Source organism: Nocardioides szechwanensis, from assembly GCF_900103935.1.
In the GTDB taxonomy this organism is placed as follows: Bacteria; Actinomycetota; Actinomycetes; order Propionibacteriales; family Nocardioidaceae; genus Nocardioides; species Nocardioides szechwanensis.
The window spans coordinates 295,555-314,027 of sequence record NZ_FNIC01000001.1 but is presented as its reverse complement, the minus strand read 5'-3'; the positions used below and the strand labels follow the sequence as shown (position 1 = coordinate 314,027).

The window sequence follows — 18,473 nt, the reverse complement described above, 5'->3', positions numbered from 1 at the left end:
CCTCAGTCGGGCCGGACGTAGCGGCCGCGCCGGTGCAGCAGCGGCGCGGCCTCGTCGTCGACCGCCACCTCGTCGAGGCGACAGGTCACCTCCAGCGACCAGCCGACGTCGCGCTGGTCCACCAGGGTCACCCCCACCCAGGTCGACGCCGACGACAGCCGTGGTCCCCACGGCGTCTGCTCGAAGGCCGCCATCCGGAACGGCCCGCCCGGTGCCGGAGCGGTCCCGGCGAAGGCCTCGGCCAGGTCGCGGTCTGGCCACGACAGCAGCTGCACCACGCAGCGCTGGGTCTCGAGGAGTCGCTCGGCGAGGTCGGAGTCGGGGTCGAGGAGGCCGAGCACGTGGGCCGGCTCACCGTTGGCCAGCATCAGCGACGTGACAGTCAGGCCGGAACGCTCGCCCGCGTCGCCGGCCGTCCAGAGCGACACCGCGCCACCCACGCGGCCGCGCAGCCGGCGTACCGGGTCGGGGTCCGGGTCCGCGAACGGGTGCGTGCTGTGGATGGTCACCCACTGAGCCTAGGTCCGACTGCCCAGGTCCCGCGTGGCGCGCTGCGGTGCCGGCTCAGGTCGGTACGACGAGCTCCCACTCGGAGCCCGTGGCACCGGTGGTGAGCTCGGCGGAGCCGCCGAGATCGGCGATCCGTCCGCGGATCGACTCGCTGACGCCGAGCCGGCCCTCGGCCGCCGCGGTCTCCAGGCGCCCGGGCGGGATGCCCGCGCCCTCGTCACGCACGGTCACCACGACCCGGTCGGGGAACGACTCGAGCAGCACCCACGCCGGGGCGTCCGCGCCGACATGGGCGACCACGTTGTCGAGGCAGGCCGACACGACGGCCAGCAGCTCGGTGACCACCGCGGCGGGCAGCTCGACCGGCGTACCTGGGGTGGCGACGGTGACGTGGCCACGCCCGCCGAGCCCCGCGAGCGAGGCGGCCAGGTCGGCGGTCGCGTCGGGCGAGGTCGACGAGACCGCGTCCTGAGAGCGGATCAGCGTGCGCAGCACCTGCTCCTGCTCCCCCGCGAGCCGGCCCAGGTCGGCGGCCTCACCACCGAGCTCGGCGCCCCGGCGCTGCACCATGGCCAGCACCTGGAGGACCCCGTCGTGGACCGTGCGCGCGAGCCGCGCCCGTTCGGCGGCGGCCACCGACGCGCGCTGCGCCTCGTCGCGCTCCCGGGCCATCAGCTGCAGCGACTCGCACATGAACCCGACGATGGGCCCGGCGACCAGCAGCAGGAAGACGTTGCCGTAGTTGGTCTGCGTGATGTGGTCGCGTACGACGAGGTCGGCGACCGCGACGCAGGCGGACGCGACAAGCCCGCCGCGCCAGTGGTACTGGATCGCCCACGCGAGGATCACGCAGACCGACCAGAAGCCCGGCACCGACGCGTTGAAGTCGGCGCCCTTGACCACCGGCGACACCGCCAGCAGGGCGACGGTCACCACCAGGTCCGCCCCGAACAACCACGGCCGGCGCCGCGCGGGATCGGCGTACGCCGACAGCGCGACCGCGGTCCAGACGATCATGACGAGGACGCAGACCAGGCCGGCGATCGGTCGGTCGAAGTTCTCGGCGCGGTAGACGTTGAGCCCGACCGTGTTGGCCAGCAGCACCACGCGCAGGATGCCGAGCGCCCGGAACAGCCGGTCCTCGACGGCGAGCGCGGGCCGCTTCCACAGCCGCAGGTGGGTCAGGACGCCTTCTTCTGCTCGCCGTCGTCCGTGGACGGGGCCGGGTCACTCTTGGGGGCGATCGACTCGGCCTTGGCCTTGGCCTCCGCCTCGAGCCGCTTGGTCTCGTCCTTGGCGCGACCGGCGTACATGTCGACGTACTCCTGACCGGAGAGCCGCATGATCTCGTACATGATCTCGTCGGTGATGGCGCGCAGGATGAAGCGGTCGTTCTCCAGGCCGGCGTAGCGCGAGAAGTCCAGCGGCTTGCCGAAGCGCACGACCGGGCGGGTGAACGAGCCGAACGTCTTGCCCGGGGGCGCCACCACGTCGGTGCCGACGACGGCCACCGGGATCACCGGGACGCCGGTCTCGAGAGCGAGCCGGGCGACGCCGGTCTTGCCGCGGTAGAGGCGGCCGTCGTGGGAGCGGGTGCCCTCGGGGTAGATCCCGAACAGGTCGCCCTCGCCCAGGATCCGCTTGGCCGACGAGAGTGCGCCCTCGGCCGCCGAGCCGCTGGTGCGGTCGATGGGCACCTGCCCGGCGCCGGAGAAGAACTGCTTCTGGAACCACCCCTTGATGCCCGGGGTGGTGAAGTACTCCGCCTTGGCCACGAAGGTGACCCGGCGCGCCAACGTCAGGGGCATGAACAGCCAGTCGGCGTAGGAGAGGTGGTTGCTGGCGAGGATCGCCGCGCCCTCCTCGGGGACGTGCTGGCTGCCTTCGACCTGGGGTCGGAACACCACACGTAGCAACGGACCAAGGGCGACCCACTTGAGGAACCAGTAGAACAACGAAGCACCCTTCCTCATCGCCGACCCGTCGGCAGTCCTGACTTCTCGAAGCGTAGTCCCTGGGAGCCCACTCACCTACCGCCTCCGGTGGTGCACAATCAGCGCCATGACGATCGACCTCCTCGCCTCGCCCCTCACCGTCGCCGCGCGCCCCGAGCTGACCGGTGGGCGTCGTGTCGGCGTGCTGCTCAGCCACGGCTTCACCGGCCAGCCGGCGTCGATGAAGCCCTGGGGAGAGCACCTCGCGGCGCTCGGGTACGGCGTCTCCGTGCCGCGCCTCCCCGGCCACGGCACCACCTGGCAGGAGTGCAACACCACCACCTGGGCCGACTGGTACGGCGAGCTCACCCGCGCGTTCGACGCGCTGTGCCTCGAGAACGACGCAGTGGTCATCGGCGGGCTGTCGATGGGTGGGGCGCTCGCGCTGCGGCTGGCCGCCGACCACCCCGAGCGCGTCTCGGGCGTGGTCCTGGTCAACCCGGCCGTGGCCACCAAGCGTCTCGACGTCAAGCTGCTGCCGGTGCTCAAGCACGTGGTGCCGTCGTTCCCCGGCATCGCCAACGACATCAAGAAGCCGGGCGGCGACGAGCACGGTTACACCCGCACCCCGCTCAAGGCGATCCACACGCTCATGAAGGCCTGGCCGCCGCTGGTCGCCGACCTGCCCAAGGTCACCGCGCCGATCCTCTACTTCCGCTCGACCGAGGACCACGTGGTCGACGAGGCGTCGCAGCCGCTGATCACCGGCCGCGTCTCCTCGCGCGACGTGACCGTCTCACCCCTGACGGAGAGCTATCACGTCGCGACGCTGGACAACGACGCCCCGAAGATCTTCGACGAGTCCGCTGCCTTCGTGGCCCGAACAACCGCGGCGTAACCTCGTCCATGTGCAGCGCGACAACGAGGACGAGGCCTGGCGCGCGATCGTGGAGAACTTCGGCGACCGGGCCGACCTCGACCCGAGACCCGAGCCCGAACCGCCGCCGGCGCCGGCGCCGGCGCCGGCGCCGGAGCCGGAGCCCGAGCCCACGCCCGAGCCGCAGCTGAGCTGGGACGACCCCTACCCGGACTCCGAATGGGACAGCGACCGGTTCGTCCCGCCCCCGCCACCGCCGATCCCCACGACCACGACCGACCGGCTCGTGGCCTGGCTCGGCGTGTTCGGCTCGCCGGCCGTGCTGCTCGTCTGCCTGGTGCTCGGCATCGACCTGCCGTCCCTCGTGGCCTACGCACTGGTCGCCGGGTTCGTCGGCGGGTTCCTCTACCTCGTGGTGCAGATGCCGCGCGGGCCGCGCGACCCCGGGGACGACGGGGCCAGGATCTGACCTAGTGTCGCGTGCGGCTCAGCGAGAGGTGAGCCGCGCCGATCATCCCGGCGGGTGGTCCGCACTCGGCGAGCAGCAGCTCGGGCAGCTCACGGTGACCGGCTCCGACTACCGAGCGGGCCAGCGCACGCCGGGTGGGCTTGAGGAGCAGCTCCCCGGCGTCGGCGACGCCGCCCCCGACGAGGACGACGGCCGGGTCGAACGCCCCCACCAGGCCGGCCAGCCCGACGCCGAGCCACTCCCCCACGGACGCGAGGGCCTGGAGGGCCAGCGGGTCACCGTCGGACGCCGCGGCGGTCACGGACTGGCCGTCGTCGTAGCTCGGCCCGGCGAGCCGGACGAGCGCGTTGCCGCTGGCGTACTCCTCGAGGCAGCCGCGCAGGCCGCACTCGCAGTCACGCCCGTCGGGCACCACGCGGGTGTGGCCGAACTCGCCGGCCATCCCGTTGGCGCCCAGCATCAGCCGGCCCCCCTGGACCAGGGCGCCGCCGAGACCTGTCCCGACGGTGATCAGCAGAAAGTCCTCGTGGGCACGCCCGGCACCGAACCGCAGCTCCGCGAGCGCCGCGCAGGTGACGTCGTTGGCCATCACCACGGGCACGCCCCAGCGCAGGGACAGCCGGTCCGAGGTGTCGTCCTCCTGCCACGGCAGGTGGGTGGAGAAGCGCACCCGCTGACCGCTGCGGTCGACCAGCCCGGCGACCGACAGGCCCACGCCCGCAACCGCCCGGCCGCCGGCGATCTCGTCGAGCGCCGACGTCACCGCGTCGTCGAGCGCCTGCGGGTCGGCGTGCCGACCCGGCGTACGGCGCAGAGCGGTGCGGACGACCTTCCCCTCGTCCGACACCTCGCCGGCGAGCACCTTGGTGCCACCGATGTCGATCCCGACGTGGAGGCCAGTCAACGTCTCGCCAGGTCGGCCGCGCCGATGACGCCCGCCTTGTTGCCGAGGGTGGCCGCGCGGATCTCGGCGGCCGGGCGGTAGCCGTGGACGCTGAGGTGGGACTCGAAGGCCGTCCGCATCGGGTCGAGCAGCAGGTCACCGGCCTCGCTGACGCCACCGCCGATCACCACCGCAGCGGGGTCGAGCACCGCCACGAGGGAGGCGATGCCGGCGCCCAGCCAGCGCGCCAGCGACGCCAGCAGCTCGATCGCGAACGGGTCGCCGTCCTGGGCCGCGGCCGTGATCAGGGGGCCGGTGATGCTGGCCGGGTCTCCACCCGCGCGCTCCAGGAGCGAGGCCGCACGTTGGGAGCTGCCGGCGGCGGCCGTGCGTGCCTCGCGCACGAGTGCCGACCCGCTGCCGTACTGCTCGAGGCAGCCTCGGTTGCCGCAGCCGCAGAGGTGCCCGTCAGGCACGACCCGGAGGTGCCCGATCTCGGCGGCGACGCCGTAGGCACCGCGGTAGAGCTCGCCGTCGAGCACCAGCCCGCCGCCCACGCCCGTGCCGACGGTCACCATGAGGAGGTCGTCGACGTCGGCACCGGCGCCGAACGCGAACTCGCCCCAGGCCGCGGAGTTGGCGTCGTTCTCGATCACCACGGGCAGGTCGATGTGTTCCTCGAGCTCGGCCTTCAGGTCGAGGTTGCGCCAGGCCAGGTTGGGGGCGAACAGCACCCGCGCCCGCCCGGCGTCGACGTAGCCCGCGGCCCCGATGCCCACCCGCTCGACGGCGTGGCGGGTGCGCAGGTCGGCGACCAGGCCGGCGATGGCCTTCTCGATCGCCTCGACGTCGGTGGCCGGCGACTCGACCCGTGACTCCTCGAGAATGGTGCCGTCGACGTCGACCACAGCACCCGCGATCTTGGTGCCACCGACATCGATGCCGCAGGCAAGCGTCATGGGGTCGTCTCCGGTCCGTCGTCGTCCAGGTCGATGCGCTCCACCCCGGCCCCACGCCCGGAGGCGTCGGCCGGAACCTGGGTGGCCAGGATGCCCGCCGCCGCCTGCACCAGTGCCGCGGCCGCGGTCGCCAGGTGGGCGCGGACCTCCGGGCTGGTCTGGCGTACGGCGTGAACGGTGCGGCAGATCGGGCAGTAGGTGCACTCGGCGCTGCCGGTCGCGACGTGGTCGTTGACGTCCTGCAGGGCGCTGGCCGCCTGTCCCGCCAGGCCGCTGAGGCCCTGGCCCACGTCGCTGCCGTGGTCCTTGGCCCAGTCGGAGAAAGCGCCGAGCAGCTTGGCCGCCTCCTCACCCACGCTGCCGACCGGCTCGTGGGCACCGGTGCCGTCGCCAGTAGGCCCGTGGGTGTCGTCGGGCTCGCTCATGTCACCTTCTCCCGTGCCTTCTCCTCCGCCGGGTCCGTGAAGCGGACTCGGAGCTCACCTGCCTCCACGCGGGCTCCGGCGACGCGCAGCCGCGCGAGCCCGGCGGGCAGGGTCAGAAGGCGACGATACGACCCCACGGTCACGACCAGCTCGTCGCCGTTGCGCGCGAGCCCGACCTCGGCGCGGGTGACGAACGGCAGGGACAGGCGCAGCACGGCGCCGTCGGTGGTGCGGTCGACGCCGTAGGGACCGTGCCCGGTGGGTGCGGCAAGCGGGTCGGACCCGGCGTACACCTCCGCGGCGAGCGTGGTCAGGGCGGCGACACCGACCGGTTCGTGGGCGCGGTACTCCGAGCGCCAGATGGGCAGGCCCGCGAAGGACTGGTCGACCTGGGCCAGGACGGCGTCCTGGGCCATCACCCACCCGGCGCGCCAGTCGTCGGCGTCGTCGGCGGGGAAGATCCGGTTGGCCACGACGCCGTCGACCCGGTAACCGAACAGCGACAGGCTCGTGTAGGAGCGGCGGGCCTCGGCCAGCACGACCGTCTCAGGCGTCAGCACGAGCCGGACGCTCGCGTCGGGGCCGGCGAGCAGGGCGTGGACCTGGTCGAGCTCGGCGTGCAGCCGCTCGATCGCGTCGAACACGCTGTCACCCGGCATCGGCACGCCGGCCGCACGGGTGAGCACCGGCTTGAGCGCCTTGATCACGCGTCGCTCCATGGGCAGCACCCGCTCCATGTACCAGCCGAGTGCCTCCGGCAGCGCCAGCAGCCGGAGCGTCTCGGCGGTCGGGGCGCAGTCGACCACGATCACGTCCCAGGTGCCCGACACCGCGTGCAGCCGGAGCTCGAGGAGCGCCAAGACCTCTTCCGCGCCGGGGATCACCGTGAGCTCCTCGGCGGCCACGCGGTCCACCCCGGCGACGTCGAGCACCGACAGCAGGTAGCCCTGGATCTCGGCCCACGACTGCTCGAAGCGCAGCTGCGCGTCGACCTGCTGCACGAAGAGCCCGTCGGCCACCTCGGTCGGGTCGGAGCCCACGACCGCACCGAAGGCGTCGGCCAGCGAGTGCGCGGCGTCCGTGGACAGCACCAGCGTCTTCAGCCCCTGGGACGCCGCGAGCGCGGCAGTACCGGCGGCGACCGTCGACTTGCCGACGCCACCCTTACCGGTGAACAGGAGGATGCGCACGAGTCAGAGCGACTCGACGCGCTTCTTCAGACCCTTCAGCGCGGTGTCGATCAGGATCTTCTCGCCCTTGCGCTTCAGCATCCCGATCAGCGGGATCGAGACGTCCAGGGCGAGGCGGTAGGTCACCTCGGTCGAGCCGTTGCCGAGGTCATCCAGGATGTAGGCCCCGTCGAGGTGGCGCAGCATCTTGCCCTGCACGAGCTTCCAGGTGACCTCGCGGTCACCGTGCCAGACGTACTCGAGGGTGTACTCGTCCTTGATCGGCGAGACGTCGAGCTTGAAGAACACCTGCTCGGCGCGCCCGTCCTGCTCCGGACCGAACGACGAGACGACGTCGGAGACGGTCACGCCCTTCGCCCACTCGGGGTAGGCAGGGAAGTCGGCGATCACGCTCATCACCTCGGCTGGAGCGGCGTCGATGACGATCGATGAGGTGGTCTGTTCGGCCATCGCGAACCCCTTGCTGGATCCCGTGTGCGTGGGCAGATCGGAGGGGCGAGCCTACCGGATGGGCCGGGTCGCGCCGACGGCGGTAACCTGCCCACGAACCGGCCCGACGGCGAGCCCAGGAGGAAGCGTGCGCGAGTTCTCGACGCCCCTGTCCATGGAGATCCCGGCGACGGGCAACCTCACCGACGTCGTGGTGGCTCACGCTCGCAACGCGGCCGACGACGTCATGTTCAGCCGGCCCGGCGACACCGGCTGGGAGGACGTCACCGCCGCGCAGTTCCTGAGCGAGGTCTCGGCCGTGGCGAAGGGGCTGATCGCGGCCGGGATCGAGCCCGGCGACCGGGTGGCGCTGATCTCCAAGACGCGCTACGAGTGGACGTTGTTCGACTACGCGATCTGGTTCGCGGGCGCCGTCACGGTGCCGATCTACGAGACCTCGGCCGCCGACCAGATCTCCTGGATCCTCAAGGACTCCGGCGCCCGGGCGGTCGTCGCCGAGAGCCCGGCCCACCTGGCCCGGATCGCCGAGGTGCGCGACGGCCTGGACCAGCTCAACCACGTGTGGTCGATCACCGACAACGCGGTCACCGTGCTGATGCGGCTCGGTGAGGACGTCTCCGACGACGACCTGGAGAAGCGCCGTACGACGGCGACCCCGCTCGACCTGGCCACGCTGATCTACACGTCGGGCACCACCGGTCAGCCCAAGGGCTGCATGCTCACGCACGGCAACTTCATGTTCGAGCTCGGCGTGGCCGTCGACGAGCTGGAGGAGCTCTTCGGCGACGGCTCCGCCACGCTCCTGTTCCTGCCCCTGGCGCACGTCTTCGCGCGGATCATCCAGGTGGGAGCCGTCCAGGCGGGCACCCGGCTCGGCCACAGCGCCGACATCAAGAACCTCCTCGCCGACCTCCAGGACTTCCAGCCGACGTTCATCCTCGCCGTGCCCCGGGTGTTCGAGAAGGTGTTCAACACCGCCGCCCAGAAGGCCACCGCCGACGGCAAGGGCGCGATCTTCGCCCGCGCCGCCGAGTGCGCGATCGCCTACTCGCGTGGCCTGGACGGGCCGCGGGGCCGGGCCTCGCTCGCCGTACGCGCGCAGCACGCGGTGTTCGACCGCCTCGTCTACGGCAAGCTCCGCGCCGCCCTCGGCGGGCGCTGCGTCCACGCCGTCTCGGGCGGGGCGCCCCTCGGCGACCGGCTCGGTCACTTCTACCGCGGCATCGGCCTGACAGTGCTCGAGGGATACGGCCTCACCGAGACGACCGGCGCGCTGACGGTCAACGTCATCGAGGCCACCAAGATCGGCACCGTCGGCCGCCCGATCCCCGGTACGTCGGTCCGCGTGGCCGACGACGGCGAGCTGCTCTTCCGCGGCGGCCAGGTCTTCGCGGGCTACTGGGCCAACGAGGGGGCCACCGCCGAGGCCCTCGAGCGCGACGGCTGGTTCCACACCGGCGACGTCGGCGAGGTCGACGACGAGGGGTTCGTCCGGATCACCGGCCGCAAGAAGGAGATCCTGGTGACGGCAGGCGGCAAGAACGTCGCACCTGCGCCACTCGAGGACCGGATCCGGGCCCACCCGCTGGTCAGCCAGTGCATCGTCGTCGGCGACCGGCAACCCTTCATCGCCGCGCTGGTCACGATCGACCCCGAGTCGTTCCCCGCGTGGGCCGAGGCGAACCAGAAGCGCGGGACGATCGCGGAGCTCGTGGACGACCCCGACCTGAGGGCCGAGATCGACGCCGCGGTCGAGGAGGCCAACCGGACCGTCTCCCGGGCGGAGTCGATCCGCAAGTTCACGATCCTCCCCCGCGACTGGACCGAGGAGGACGGTCAGCTGACCCCCAGCCTCAAGCTGAAGCGCAACGTCGTCATGCGGGAGTGCAAGGACGAGATCGCGGAGCTCTATCTCCCCTGACGCGCCCGCACGCGTTGCCTGCGTGGCGCATGTGGCAGGTGCGACACGAGCGTTTTTCCGCCCCTTTGCCCGTGTTACCTCGATTCTCAGATAACCTCCGACTGGCGCACCGCACCGAGAGTGGTGGCGCCGGAGCCGTGATCCTCTCTGGGGTGGGACATCACGTCTTCGAGGGACGCGACGAGCCGCCGACCGGCTCGCGCCGAGGGAAGGCGCTGTTCGATGGACCGTCGCAGAATTCTCATGGTCGCGGCCGTGGTCGTAGCCGCACTCGGGGCCGCGCTCGTCTTCGTCTACGCCCAGAACGCCGAGAGCCGGGCGGAGGAGCGGTTCGAGACCGTCGAGGTGCTCGTGGCCACCCAGCAGATCGAGGCGGGAGAGGCGGTCGACGTCGCGCTCACCGCGGGCAAGATCAACCTGCAGACCGTCACGGTCGGCAGCGTGCTCCCGGGCGCTACCGACCAGGGCGCGGTATTCAAGGGCCAGGTGGCACTGACGACGCTCTACCCGGGGGAGCAGCTGTTGCCTGCCAAGTTCGGGGCCGCGACCGAGGTCGAAGCCTCGTCCACGCTCCCCATCCCCGACGGGCTCCAGGCGATCAGCGTGGACCTGGGCGACCCCCAGCGCGTCGCCGGCTTCGTCAACCCCGGGGCCGAGGTGGCCGTCTACTGGTACGGCGTGGATCCCCAGACCGGCCAGAACGTCGCCCGGATCCTGCACCCGCGGGCCCTCGTGCTGGGCACCGGCTCCACCACGCAGGTCGCCACCACGACAACCACCGACCCGACCGGCGCCGAGACGGTCGAGCAGCTGCCACGCACCCTGCTGACCTTCGCGTTCAGCCAGAAGGACGTCGAGCGGACGATCTTCGCCCAGCGCAACGGCGAGCTGGTCCTCGGACTCGTCAACGACAAGAGCCAGGTCGAGGCCGGTCGCGGCGTGGGCCTGCAGAACCTCTTCCGGTGAGCTGCTGATGCCCGTCCTCGTCGAACCCCACGGCCCGTCCGTCGCGGACCTCCTCAAGGCGCTGCCCACTGGCTCGCAGTGCCTCGCCACGCCCGAACGGATGACCGCGTGGCTCGACCAGCACCCGGAGGAGTACGTCGTCGTTCTCGGCCCTGCCCTCCCGATGGACGAGGCAGTGCGCGTGTGCGAGGAGCTGCGCACCACCCGGCCGACCATCAGCGTTGTCTTGGTCCGCGAGACGCTCGACACGGCAGTCCTCACGCAGGCCATGAAGGCCGGCGCCCGCGACGTCGTCCCGGCCTCCGACCTTGACGCTATCTCGGCCGCGGTGGCCCGCGCGCACCAGCTCTTCACTGCCCTGCGGGGGCCCGCAGGGGCAGCGCACCACGGCAAGGTCGTCACCGTGTTCTCGCCGAAGGGCGGGGTCGGCAAGACCACGATGTCGGTCAACCTGGCCCTCGCCCTCACCGAGGGAGGGGCACGCCGGGTGTGCCTGGTCGACCTCGACCTCGCATTCGGCGACGTCGCCATCACCATGCAGCTCTTCCCCACCCACTCCATCGAGCAGGCGGTGGGCTCCGAGGACGCCATCGACTTCGCCATGCTCGACGGGCTGCTGACGCGCCACCACGGATCGCTGATGGTGCTCGCTGCGCCCGCCCACCCCGACGTCCGCGAACGGGTCACGGCCGCGCTCGTCTCCCGCATCCTGCGCACGCTCAAGGAGCACTTCGATTTCGTCGTCGTCGACACAGCCCCGTCCTTCGACGACGTGACGCTGACCGCGCTGGACGAGACCGACGAGTGCGTCATCGTGGCCACCCTCGACGTCCCCACTCTCAAGAACGTCAAGGTCGCACTCGAGACCCTGCAGATGCTCGACATCGCCCGGGGTCACCGACACCTGCTGCTCAACCGGGCCGACGACGAGGTCGGTATCAGCCCCGACAAGGTCGAGGCTATCCTCGGCATGAGCATCGCGGCGCGGGTCGCCTCGTCCCTGGACATCGGGGCGTCCACAAACGCCGGTAACCCGATCGTCAGCGAGCGGCCGCAGCACCCGTTCAGCACCGCGATCACGGCACTCGCGAGCACGCTCGCCGGCGAGCCGGTCGCGTCGCCGTATGGGTCCCCCGCGCAGGCGGAGCCGGGCTCGACGGCGAAGCGCGGGCTCTTCCGGAAGAAGCGGTGACGGCATGAGCAGTCTTTCCGATCGCCTCGCGGCCGCCCGGCGCGCGAGCGAGGCGGCGTCCCGGCCCGAGGGCAGCGACGCGACGGACGGCGAGGGGCAGCCGACCCCGGGTGAAGGCCCCTCCCCTGCGGCTACCCAGCTGACGAGCCTGGACCCCGCCGGCGCGGCCGCCGCGGTCGCCGCCGCCGCCCGTCGGGCGCCGGCCAAGGCCGTCGAACCGACGCCCAATCAGCGCCGGTCGCTCGCCGCGTCGCAGCACGACCGGATCGAGGAGCTCAAGTCCAGCGTCCACGTCGAGCTGCTCAAGCAGCTCGGCCCCCAGCTCTACGACGCCGACATGGACCAGAACGAGCTGGACCGGCGAGTGCGCGCGGTCCTCGCCGACGTGATGGGCTCGCAGGACCGGCCGCTCAGCAACAGCGACCGCGCCCGCGTCACGCAGGAGATCAGCGACGACATCCTCGGCTACGGCCCGATCGAGCCCTACCTGCGCGACCCCGACGTGTCCGAGGTGATGGTCAACGGCGCCGACAGCATCTGGCTCGAGAAGTCGGGGCGCCTGGTCGCGGCTGACGCGACCTTCGCGGACGAAGCGCACCTGCGCCGGACCATCGACAAGATCGTCTCCCGCATCGGCCGCCGCGTCGACGAGTCGAGCCCCATGGTCGACGCCCGGCTGCCCGACGGCAGCCGCGTCAACGCCGTCGTACCCCCGCTGGCGGTCGACGGCTCCGCTCTGACCATCCGGAAGTTCGCCACCGACCCGCTGACCGTCAACGACCTGATCACGTTCGGCTCGCTGTCACCGCAGACCGCCGACTTCCTCGAGGCCTGTGTGCGCGGTCGCCTCAACATCTTCGTCTCGGGCAGCACCGGCGCCGGGAAGACGACCACCCTCAACGTGCTCTCGTCGTTCATCCCCGACGACGAGCGGATCGTCACCATCGAGGACGCCGCCGAGCTCCAGCTCAAGCAGGACCACGTCGTGCGGCTCGAGTCGCGGCCGTCCAACATCGAGGGCAAGGGGGCGGTCACGATCCGCGACCTCGTCAAGAACAGCCTGCGGATGCGGCCCGACCGGATCATCGTCGGGGAGGTCCGCGACGCCTCGGCGCTCGACATGCTCCAGGCCATGAACACCGGCCATGACGGCTCGATCTGCACCTTGCACTCCAACGGCCCCCGCGACACGCTCTCCCGCATGGAGACGATGGTGCTGATGGCCGGCATGGACCTGCCGGTGCGCGCCATCCGCGAGCAGATCGCGTCGGCGGTCGACCTGATCGTGCACCAGACCCGCTTCAAGGACGGGTCGCGCCGGATCACCCACATCACCGAGGTGGAGCGGATGGAGGGCGACGTCATCACGCTCCAGGACATCTTCGTCTTCGACAACAGCGCCGGTTTCGACGCCGAAGGACGCACCCTCGGCCGGCTGCGCTCCACGGGCCTGCGCCCCAAGTTCCTGGACAAGATGGCCTACTCCAACGTGACTGTGGACCCCTTGCTGTTCCACACGGACCGGATGTAGCCCGATGGCTCGCCTCCGCACCCTGCTCTCGACCGCGCTCGCGGCGGTGGTGCTGGCGCTCGTCCCCGCGCCCGGGGCCTACGCGGCCGAGGGCACGATCGCGCACGTCGAGCCGACGGCCGAGGGGCTGCAGATCCTGGTGTCGGTGCCGCCGGACGTCGAGGTCGACCTCGAGCAGGTTTCGGTGACCATCGACGGCCAGATCGCCTCGGCCGTCGCCGTCCCGGCGGCGACCACCTCCCAGGTCCGGCGGACCGCCGTACTCGCCGTCGACACCAGCAACTCGATGGAAGGCCCTCGCTTCGCGGCGGCGAAGGCCGCGGCTCTCGCCTTCCTTAAGGCTGTGCCAGATGACGTCTACGTCGGGATCGTCAGCTTCGCCGCCGACGTGACGCCGAGCCTCGTGCCCACCAAGGACCGCGCCGCCGCGGCCGCAGTCGTCGAGGGCCTCACCCTGACCAAGGAGACCCGACTGTACGACGGGGTGCTCGCGGCCGTCACGATGGCCGGAGTGGAGGGTCAGCGCTCGCTGCTCGTCCTGTCCGACGGAGCCGACACCAGTGACACCGACCTCGAGGTCGTCACCCAAGCGATCGGCGAGGCCGAGATCCTGGTCGACGTCGTCGCGCTCCAGCAGCAGGGCCTAGCGGTCGAGGCGCTCACCGCGTTGGCCGGCGCTGGCGGCGGCCAGGTCATCCCCGCCACGCCGAGCGCGCTGGCCGACGCCTTCTCGAGGGAGGCAGACGTACTCGCGCGTCAGGTGCTGGTGACCGCCCAGGTACCCGCCGGGCTGGCCGTCACGGAGGCGTCCGTCGAGGTCACGTTGGAGACCGACGGCGGGCCAGTCACCGCCGAGGCTTTCACGACCGTGCAAGACAACGTGCCCGAGGCGTTTGGCCCCTCGGGCAGCGACGGCCGGAGCCTCCCGGGCTGGACGAAGTACGCCGGGATCGGCGCGTTCGGCGCCGGGCTCGTCATCGCCCTCGCTCTGCTCGTCCCCCAGCGCAGCCGGCCGATGACCGTCGTCGACCGCGTGTCCCGCTACACCTCGCCGGCAGCCGGACCTGCGGCGCCACGACCCGAGGCCGAGGCGGCCCTGACACAGGCGAAGGAGGCCGCGTCCAAGGTCCTCCGTCGCAACAAGGGCCTCGAGGCACGGATCGCCCATCGCCTCGACGGCGCCGGCAGCGACCTCAAGTCGTCCGAGTGGTTGCTGGTGCACCTCGCGTTCTTCCTCGGCGCCGGTCTGGTGGGAGTCCTGCTGGGAAAGGGCAGTCTGGTGGTCGGCCTCCTCTTCCTGGCTATGGGCGCGGTCGGCCCGTGGCTGTACCTCGGGCTCCGGCGCAGCCGCCGGCGCAAAGCCTTCAACTCCGGGTTACCCGAGACCCTCCAGCTGATGTCCGGCTCCCTGTCGGCGGGCCTTTCGCTGGGTCAGTCGGTGGACACCATCGTGCGCGAGGGCACCGACCCCGTCTCCACGGAGTTCAAGCGGGTCCTGGTCGAAACGAGGCTGGGCGTGTCACTGGAAGACGCCCTCGACGGCGTCGCCGAGCGCTTCGAGAGCAAGGACTTCGCCTGGGTCGTGATGGCGATCCGGATCCAGCGCCAGGTCGGCGGAAACCTCGCCGAGCTGCTCGACACCGTCGCGGCCACTATGCGCGAGCGCGAGTACATGCGGCGGCAGGTCGCGGCCCTGTCGGCTGAGGGAAGGCTGTCGGCCGGCGTTCTCGGGGCTCTGCCGCCGCTGTTCCTTCTCTACCTCCTCGCCGTGCAGCGCGACTACGTCATGCCATTGTTCACCGATCCACGCGGGCTCCTCATGCTCATCGGCGGGGCTGTGTGGTTGGCCGTGGGGATCTTCTGGATGAGCAAGTTGATCAAGGTCGAGGTGTGAGATGACGCTCCTGCTAGTAATGGGGGTGATCCTCTTCGTGGCCGCGATCGTGCTCGTAGGCATGGCCGTCGGGCCGCCGAGCGAGGTCGGTGTCACCCGGTCCCTCGCCGTGCTGGAGGCGATGGACAACGCTCCAAAGGAGCTGACCGCCGAGCTGGACCGTCCGTTCGGGGAGCGGGTGCTCGAGCCACTCCAGGCGCGAGCGCTGAACCTCGGCCGCCGGCTCTCCGGTGCCGACTCCGCCGAGCGCGTGCGCCGCAAACTGGACTTCGCGGGCAACCCGCGCGACTGGAGCGTCGACCGGGTCGTCTCCGGCAAGGTGATCGGCTCCGTCACCCTGGCCGTCGTCGGTCTCGCACTGTCCCTGGCCTTCGGCGTCGGTGTCGGTGTCCAGATCCTAATGGTAGTCGGGGGAGTGACGCTCGGCTTCTTCGTCCCAAACCTCTATCTCTACCAGAAGACCTACGAGCGCTCACAGGTCATCCAGCGTGACCTGCCCGACGCGATCGACCTGCTCACGATCAGCGTCGAGGCCGGCCTCGGCTTCGACGCCGCCCTGCAGCACGTGTCACGCAAGACCGAAGGGCCGCTGGCGGAGGAGTTCGCGCGGGTCCTGCGCGAGATGCAGATCGGCCAGGGCCGCTCGGCGGCCTTGCGGGCACTATCCGAGCGCTCCACCGTGCCCGAGCTCCGGTCCTTCGTCAGTGCGATGGTGCAGGCCGACGCCTTCGGCATCCCGGTCGCCCAGGTGCTCCGCGTGCAGTCGTCCGAGATGCGGGTCAAGCGCCGCCAGCGCGCCGAGACCAAGGCTCAGCAGGTCCCCGTCAAGATGACGGTCCCGCTGATCTTCTGCATCCTTCCCTGCCTGTTCATCGCGGTGATGGGTCCCGCTGCCATCGCCATCATGGACAGCTTCGGATGACTCCCGTGCCCCGCCAGCAGCTCTTCCGCATCACAGCGGCGGCCCGGATCTTCGTCCTGGTCGCAATAGCAGCGCCTGTGCTGTGGGAGCGCGACGTCGTGGCCGTGGCCGCGCTCGCGGTCATCGCCGCGATCTGGGTGCTCGCCCAGGCAGCCAGCTGGCGTGCGACGCGGTCGATGCCCTGGACACTCGAGGCCGCCCTCGTCGGCGCGGTCTGCGCATTCACGATCGAATCGACGCTCAGCGTGCTGGCCGCACTGGCGATCTCGCCGTTCGTCGCAGGGCTCCACCGGGGGTTGAGCGGGGTCGCCCAGAGTGTCTCGGCCCAGCTGACCGCCCTCGTGTCGATCTCGTTGCTGGTGTTCGGGGGCCTCACCACGGAGGCGAGCCTGGGGATCTTCACCTGGACCGTCACCGGCATCGGGGTGGGGTTCATCGCCACGTTCGTCCGCTCGACGAGCGTGCTGGAGCCGGACACCGTCTCGTCCTACCGCTACGCGCAGGGCCTGATCAGGGAGCTGATCGGGCTGTCCGAGGGCCTGAGCTCCGGTCTTGACGTCAACGCCCTCGGTGGGGCGCTCCTCAGCCAGGTCCGCGACCGGCTGCCGGCCGTGTCGCTCGCGCTCTACGTCCCCCGTGGGGAGACCCTGGCGCCACTGATCACCGAGTCCCCCGACCCCGACGCGCTGGCCCGCATCGAGCAGCTCGCGACCGAGGTGTGGGGCTCCGGGCGCACCGCGGTCGAGCACCGCACGTTCGCCTTCGCCCTGGGCGAGACCGCCATCATCGCCGGCACCCTCTCGGACAGGGTCGACCTCGACCTGGGGGCGCGGCTCACCGAGCTCGTCGCCGACCTGCAGGCCGGTCTGGTCCAGTTCGACACCGCCCTGCTCTTCTCCCACTTCCGCGACACCGCGACCGCCGACGAGCGGCGCCGCCTGTCCCGCGAGATGCACGACGGCGTGGCCCAGGACATCGCGTCGCTCGGCTACGCCGTGGACGCGCTGGCCGCGCGGCCGGCGTCTCCCGAGCAGGCCAAGCAGCTGGCGGCGCTGCGGGCCCAGGTCACGGCGATCGTGTCCGAGGTGCGCAGCTCGGTGCTCACGCTGCGCACCAGTGTCGGCGAGAGCGAGAGCCTGGGCGCGGCCGTGGGTTCCGTGGCCAGGAACCTGAGCGAGGTGTCCGGCGTACCCATCACCGTCACGCTCGACGAGCACACGACCCGGCTCCGCGCGGAGGTGGAGGCCGAGCTCTTCCGCATCGCCCAGGAGGCCATGAACAACGCGGTCAAGCACGCCCGGGCGACGGCGATCGAGGTCGAGTGCCAGGTCTATGCCCCCCGGGCGAGGATCAGCGTCTGCGACAACGGCCGCGGCCTCCAGCAGGGGCGCACCGACTCCTACGGGCTCAAGATCATGCGCGAGCGCGCCCAGCTCATCAAGGCCGACCTGTCGGTCAGCGAGAACGAGACCGGGGGTCTCACCGTGACAGTCCAGATCGGTCCGGCGGCGACCTCCTCCGAACCAGCGCGACCCGACCCCGAAAGCGTGACCGCATGAGCGACGCCCCGATCCGCATCCTCCTCGTCGACGACCACGAGCTGATCCGCAACGGCCTCGCCGCCGTGATCGACCTCGAGGACGACATGACCATCGTCGGCCTGGCCTCGAGCGTGGCCGAGGCGATGACGGCGTACGACGAGCTCGGGCCGGACGTGGTCGTCGCCGACCTTCAGCTCCAGGACGGCACCGGGCTGGACATCGTGCGCACGATCCGCGGGAAGAGCGACACCACCGGCCTCATCGTGCTCACGATGCACTCCGGCGACGACCAGATCTTCGCCGCCATGCAGGCCGGCGCCTCGGGCTTCGTCGGCAAGGACGCGCCCGCCGGCGAGGTCGTGCGCGCCGCCCGCCACGCCGCCGTGTCCCCCCGGTCCTTCGTGTGCAGCGGCCTGGTGGGCGCGATGCTGCGCCGCCAGAGCTCCGAGTCGACCAAGCTGACCGACCGCGAGCACGAGGTGCTCCTCCTGCTCGCGGACGGGCTCGGTGCGGCCGCGATCGGCGACAAGCTCTACCTCAGCGAGTCGACCGCCAAGTCCCACATCGCGCGGATCTACCAGAAGCTCGGGGCCTCCAACCGCGCCCAGGCGCTGGTCACCGCCATGCGGATCGGCCTGCTGTCGAGCATCTCCTCCACCGCCCGCTGACGGTTGCCTGAGTCCCTGGGTATCACCTAGTCATAAATGACTAGCCAGGTCGGACTCATCGCCCGATCCCCCGCGGGGGACGGAGCGGCGATGCTGATCGGACGCGAGGTTCCTCGCCTCGCACCCGAAACGCCGGTTCCA

At 71.3% G+C, this 18,473-nt stretch carries 18 protein-coding genes; 10 read left to right on the top strand and 8 right to left on the bottom strand.

Features of this window, described 5'->3' with window-relative positions; all coding sequences use genetic code 11:
* Window positions 1–2: 2 nt before the first annotated feature.
* Genes BLR90_RS01540 through BLR90_RS01530 form a run of 3 tightly spaced genes read right to left on the bottom strand, consistent with a single transcriptional unit; the run spans window position 3 to window position 2,483 of the window.
* Window positions 3–509, bottom strand: a complete 507-nt coding sequence (locus tag BLR90_RS01540) for a flavin reductase family protein (protein WP_091021927.1) — start codon at window positions 507–509, stop codon at window positions 3–5.
* Between the two features lie 55 nt (window positions 510–564).
* On the bottom strand, window positions 565–1,680 hold the full coding sequence (gene macS / locus BLR90_RS01535; RefSeq protein WP_281245372.1) for a MacS family sensor histidine kinase: 1,116 nt from the start codon (window positions 1,678–1,680) through the stop codon (window positions 565–567).
* A gap of 11 nt (window positions 1,681–1,691) precedes the next feature.
* Window positions 1,692–2,483 carry a lysophospholipid acyltransferase family protein gene (locus tag BLR90_RS01530; RefSeq protein ID WP_218029316.1) on the bottom strand — a complete coding sequence of 264 codons (792 nt, stop codon included), beginning with the start codon at window positions 2,481–2,483 and terminating at the stop codon, window positions 1,692–1,694.
* Window positions 2,484–2,571: 88 nt separating this feature from the next.
* Between BLR90_RS01530 and BLR90_RS01525 the strand changes: the two genes are divergently transcribed.
* Window positions 2,572–3,342 (top strand): alpha/beta hydrolase, encoded by a 771-nt coding sequence (locus tag BLR90_RS01525; RefSeq protein ID WP_091021922.1) that lies wholly within the window; start codon window positions 2,572–2,574, stop codon window positions 3,340–3,342.
* 10 nt (window positions 3,343–3,352) lie between these two features.
* Window positions 3,353–3,790 (top strand): hypothetical protein, encoded by a 438-nt coding sequence (locus BLR90_RS21385; RefSeq protein ID WP_091021920.1) that lies wholly within the window; start codon window positions 3,353–3,355, stop codon window positions 3,788–3,790.
* 1 nt (window position 3,791) lies between these two features.
* Here BLR90_RS21385 and BLR90_RS21380 read toward each other — a convergent pair whose 3' ends face one another.
* Genes BLR90_RS21380 through BLR90_RS01495 form a run of 5 tightly spaced genes read right to left on the bottom strand, consistent with a single transcriptional unit; the run spans window position 3,792 to window position 7,697 of the window.
* Window positions 3,792–4,694 (bottom strand): ROK family protein, encoded by a 903-nt coding sequence (locus tag BLR90_RS21380; protein ID WP_091021918.1) that lies wholly within the window; start codon window positions 4,692–4,694, stop codon window positions 3,792–3,794.
* Window positions 4,691–5,632: an ROK family glucokinase gene (locus BLR90_RS01510; protein WP_091021916.1), complete on the bottom strand. Its 942-nt coding sequence runs from the start codon at window positions 5,630–5,632 to the stop codon at window positions 4,691–4,693. Before BLR90_RS01510 ends, BLR90_RS21380 begins: the two co-directional genes overlap by 4 nt.
* Window positions 5,629–6,057 (bottom strand): hypothetical protein, encoded by a 429-nt coding sequence (locus tag BLR90_RS01505; RefSeq protein WP_091021914.1) that lies wholly within the window; start codon window positions 6,055–6,057, stop codon window positions 5,629–5,631. The genes BLR90_RS01510 and BLR90_RS01505 overlap by 4 nt, the downstream gene beginning before the upstream one ends.
* Complete coding sequence (locus BLR90_RS01500) at window positions 6,054–7,247, bottom strand: ArsA family ATPase (RefSeq protein ID WP_091021912.1); 1,194 nt, start codon at window positions 7,245–7,247, stop codon at window positions 6,054–6,056. The genes BLR90_RS01505 and BLR90_RS01500 overlap by 4 nt, the downstream gene beginning before the upstream one ends.
* Window positions 7,248–7,250: 3 nt before the next feature.
* Entirely contained in the window at window positions 7,251–7,697 is a 447-nt protein-coding gene (locus BLR90_RS01495) for an SRPBCC family protein (RefSeq protein WP_091021910.1), read from the bottom strand.
* Between the two features lie 127 nt (window positions 7,698–7,824).
* Here BLR90_RS01495 and BLR90_RS01490 point away from each other — a divergent pair, with 127 nt between their 5' ends.
* The 8 genes from BLR90_RS01490 to BLR90_RS01455 all read left to right on the top strand — a co-directional run bounded on the left by BLR90_RS01490 (window position 7,825) and on the right by BLR90_RS01455 (window position 18,332).
* Window positions 7,825–9,618 (top strand): AMP-dependent synthetase/ligase, encoded by a 1,794-nt coding sequence (locus BLR90_RS01490; RefSeq protein ID WP_174812352.1) that lies wholly within the window; start codon window positions 7,825–7,827, stop codon window positions 9,616–9,618.
* Window positions 9,619–9,840: 222 nt separating this feature from the next.
* On the top strand, window positions 9,841–10,584 hold the full coding sequence (cpaB, locus tag BLR90_RS01485) for a Flp pilus assembly protein CpaB (RefSeq protein ID WP_091021908.1): 744 nt from the start codon (window positions 9,841–9,843) through the stop codon (window positions 10,582–10,584).
* Window positions 10,585–10,591: 7 nt separating this feature from the next.
* On the top strand, window positions 10,592–11,776 hold the full coding sequence (locus BLR90_RS01480; protein ID WP_091021906.1) for a CpaE/TadZ family protein: 1,185 nt from the start codon (window positions 10,592–10,594) through the stop codon (window positions 11,774–11,776).
* A 4-nt stretch (window positions 11,777–11,780) separates the two neighbouring features.
* Window positions 11,781–13,307, top strand: coding sequence for a TadA family conjugal transfer-associated ATPase (locus tag BLR90_RS01475; protein ID WP_091021905.1), 1,527 nt, complete (start codon window positions 11,781–11,783; stop codon window positions 13,305–13,307).
* 4 nt (window positions 13,308–13,311) lie between these two features.
* Complete coding sequence (locus BLR90_RS01470; RefSeq protein ID WP_091021903.1) at window positions 13,312–15,201, top strand: type II secretion system F family protein; 1,890 nt, start codon at window positions 13,312–13,314, stop codon at window positions 15,199–15,201.
* Between the two features lies 1 nt (window position 15,202).
* Window positions 15,203–16,123, top strand: a complete 921-nt coding sequence (locus BLR90_RS01465) for a type II secretion system F family protein (RefSeq protein WP_091021901.1) — start codon at window positions 15,203–15,205, stop codon at window positions 16,121–16,123.
* Between the two features lie 5 nt (window positions 16,124–16,128).
* Window positions 16,129–17,682 (top strand): sensor histidine kinase, encoded by a 1,554-nt coding sequence (locus BLR90_RS01460; protein ID WP_170254220.1) that lies wholly within the window; start codon window positions 16,129–16,131, stop codon window positions 17,680–17,682.
* Window positions 17,679–18,332: a response regulator transcription factor gene (locus BLR90_RS01455; RefSeq protein WP_091021897.1), complete on the top strand. Its 654-nt coding sequence runs from the start codon at window positions 17,679–17,681 to the stop codon at window positions 18,330–18,332. The genes BLR90_RS01460 and BLR90_RS01455 overlap by 4 nt, the downstream gene beginning before the upstream one ends.
* Window positions 18,333–18,473: the final 141 nt, after the last annotated feature.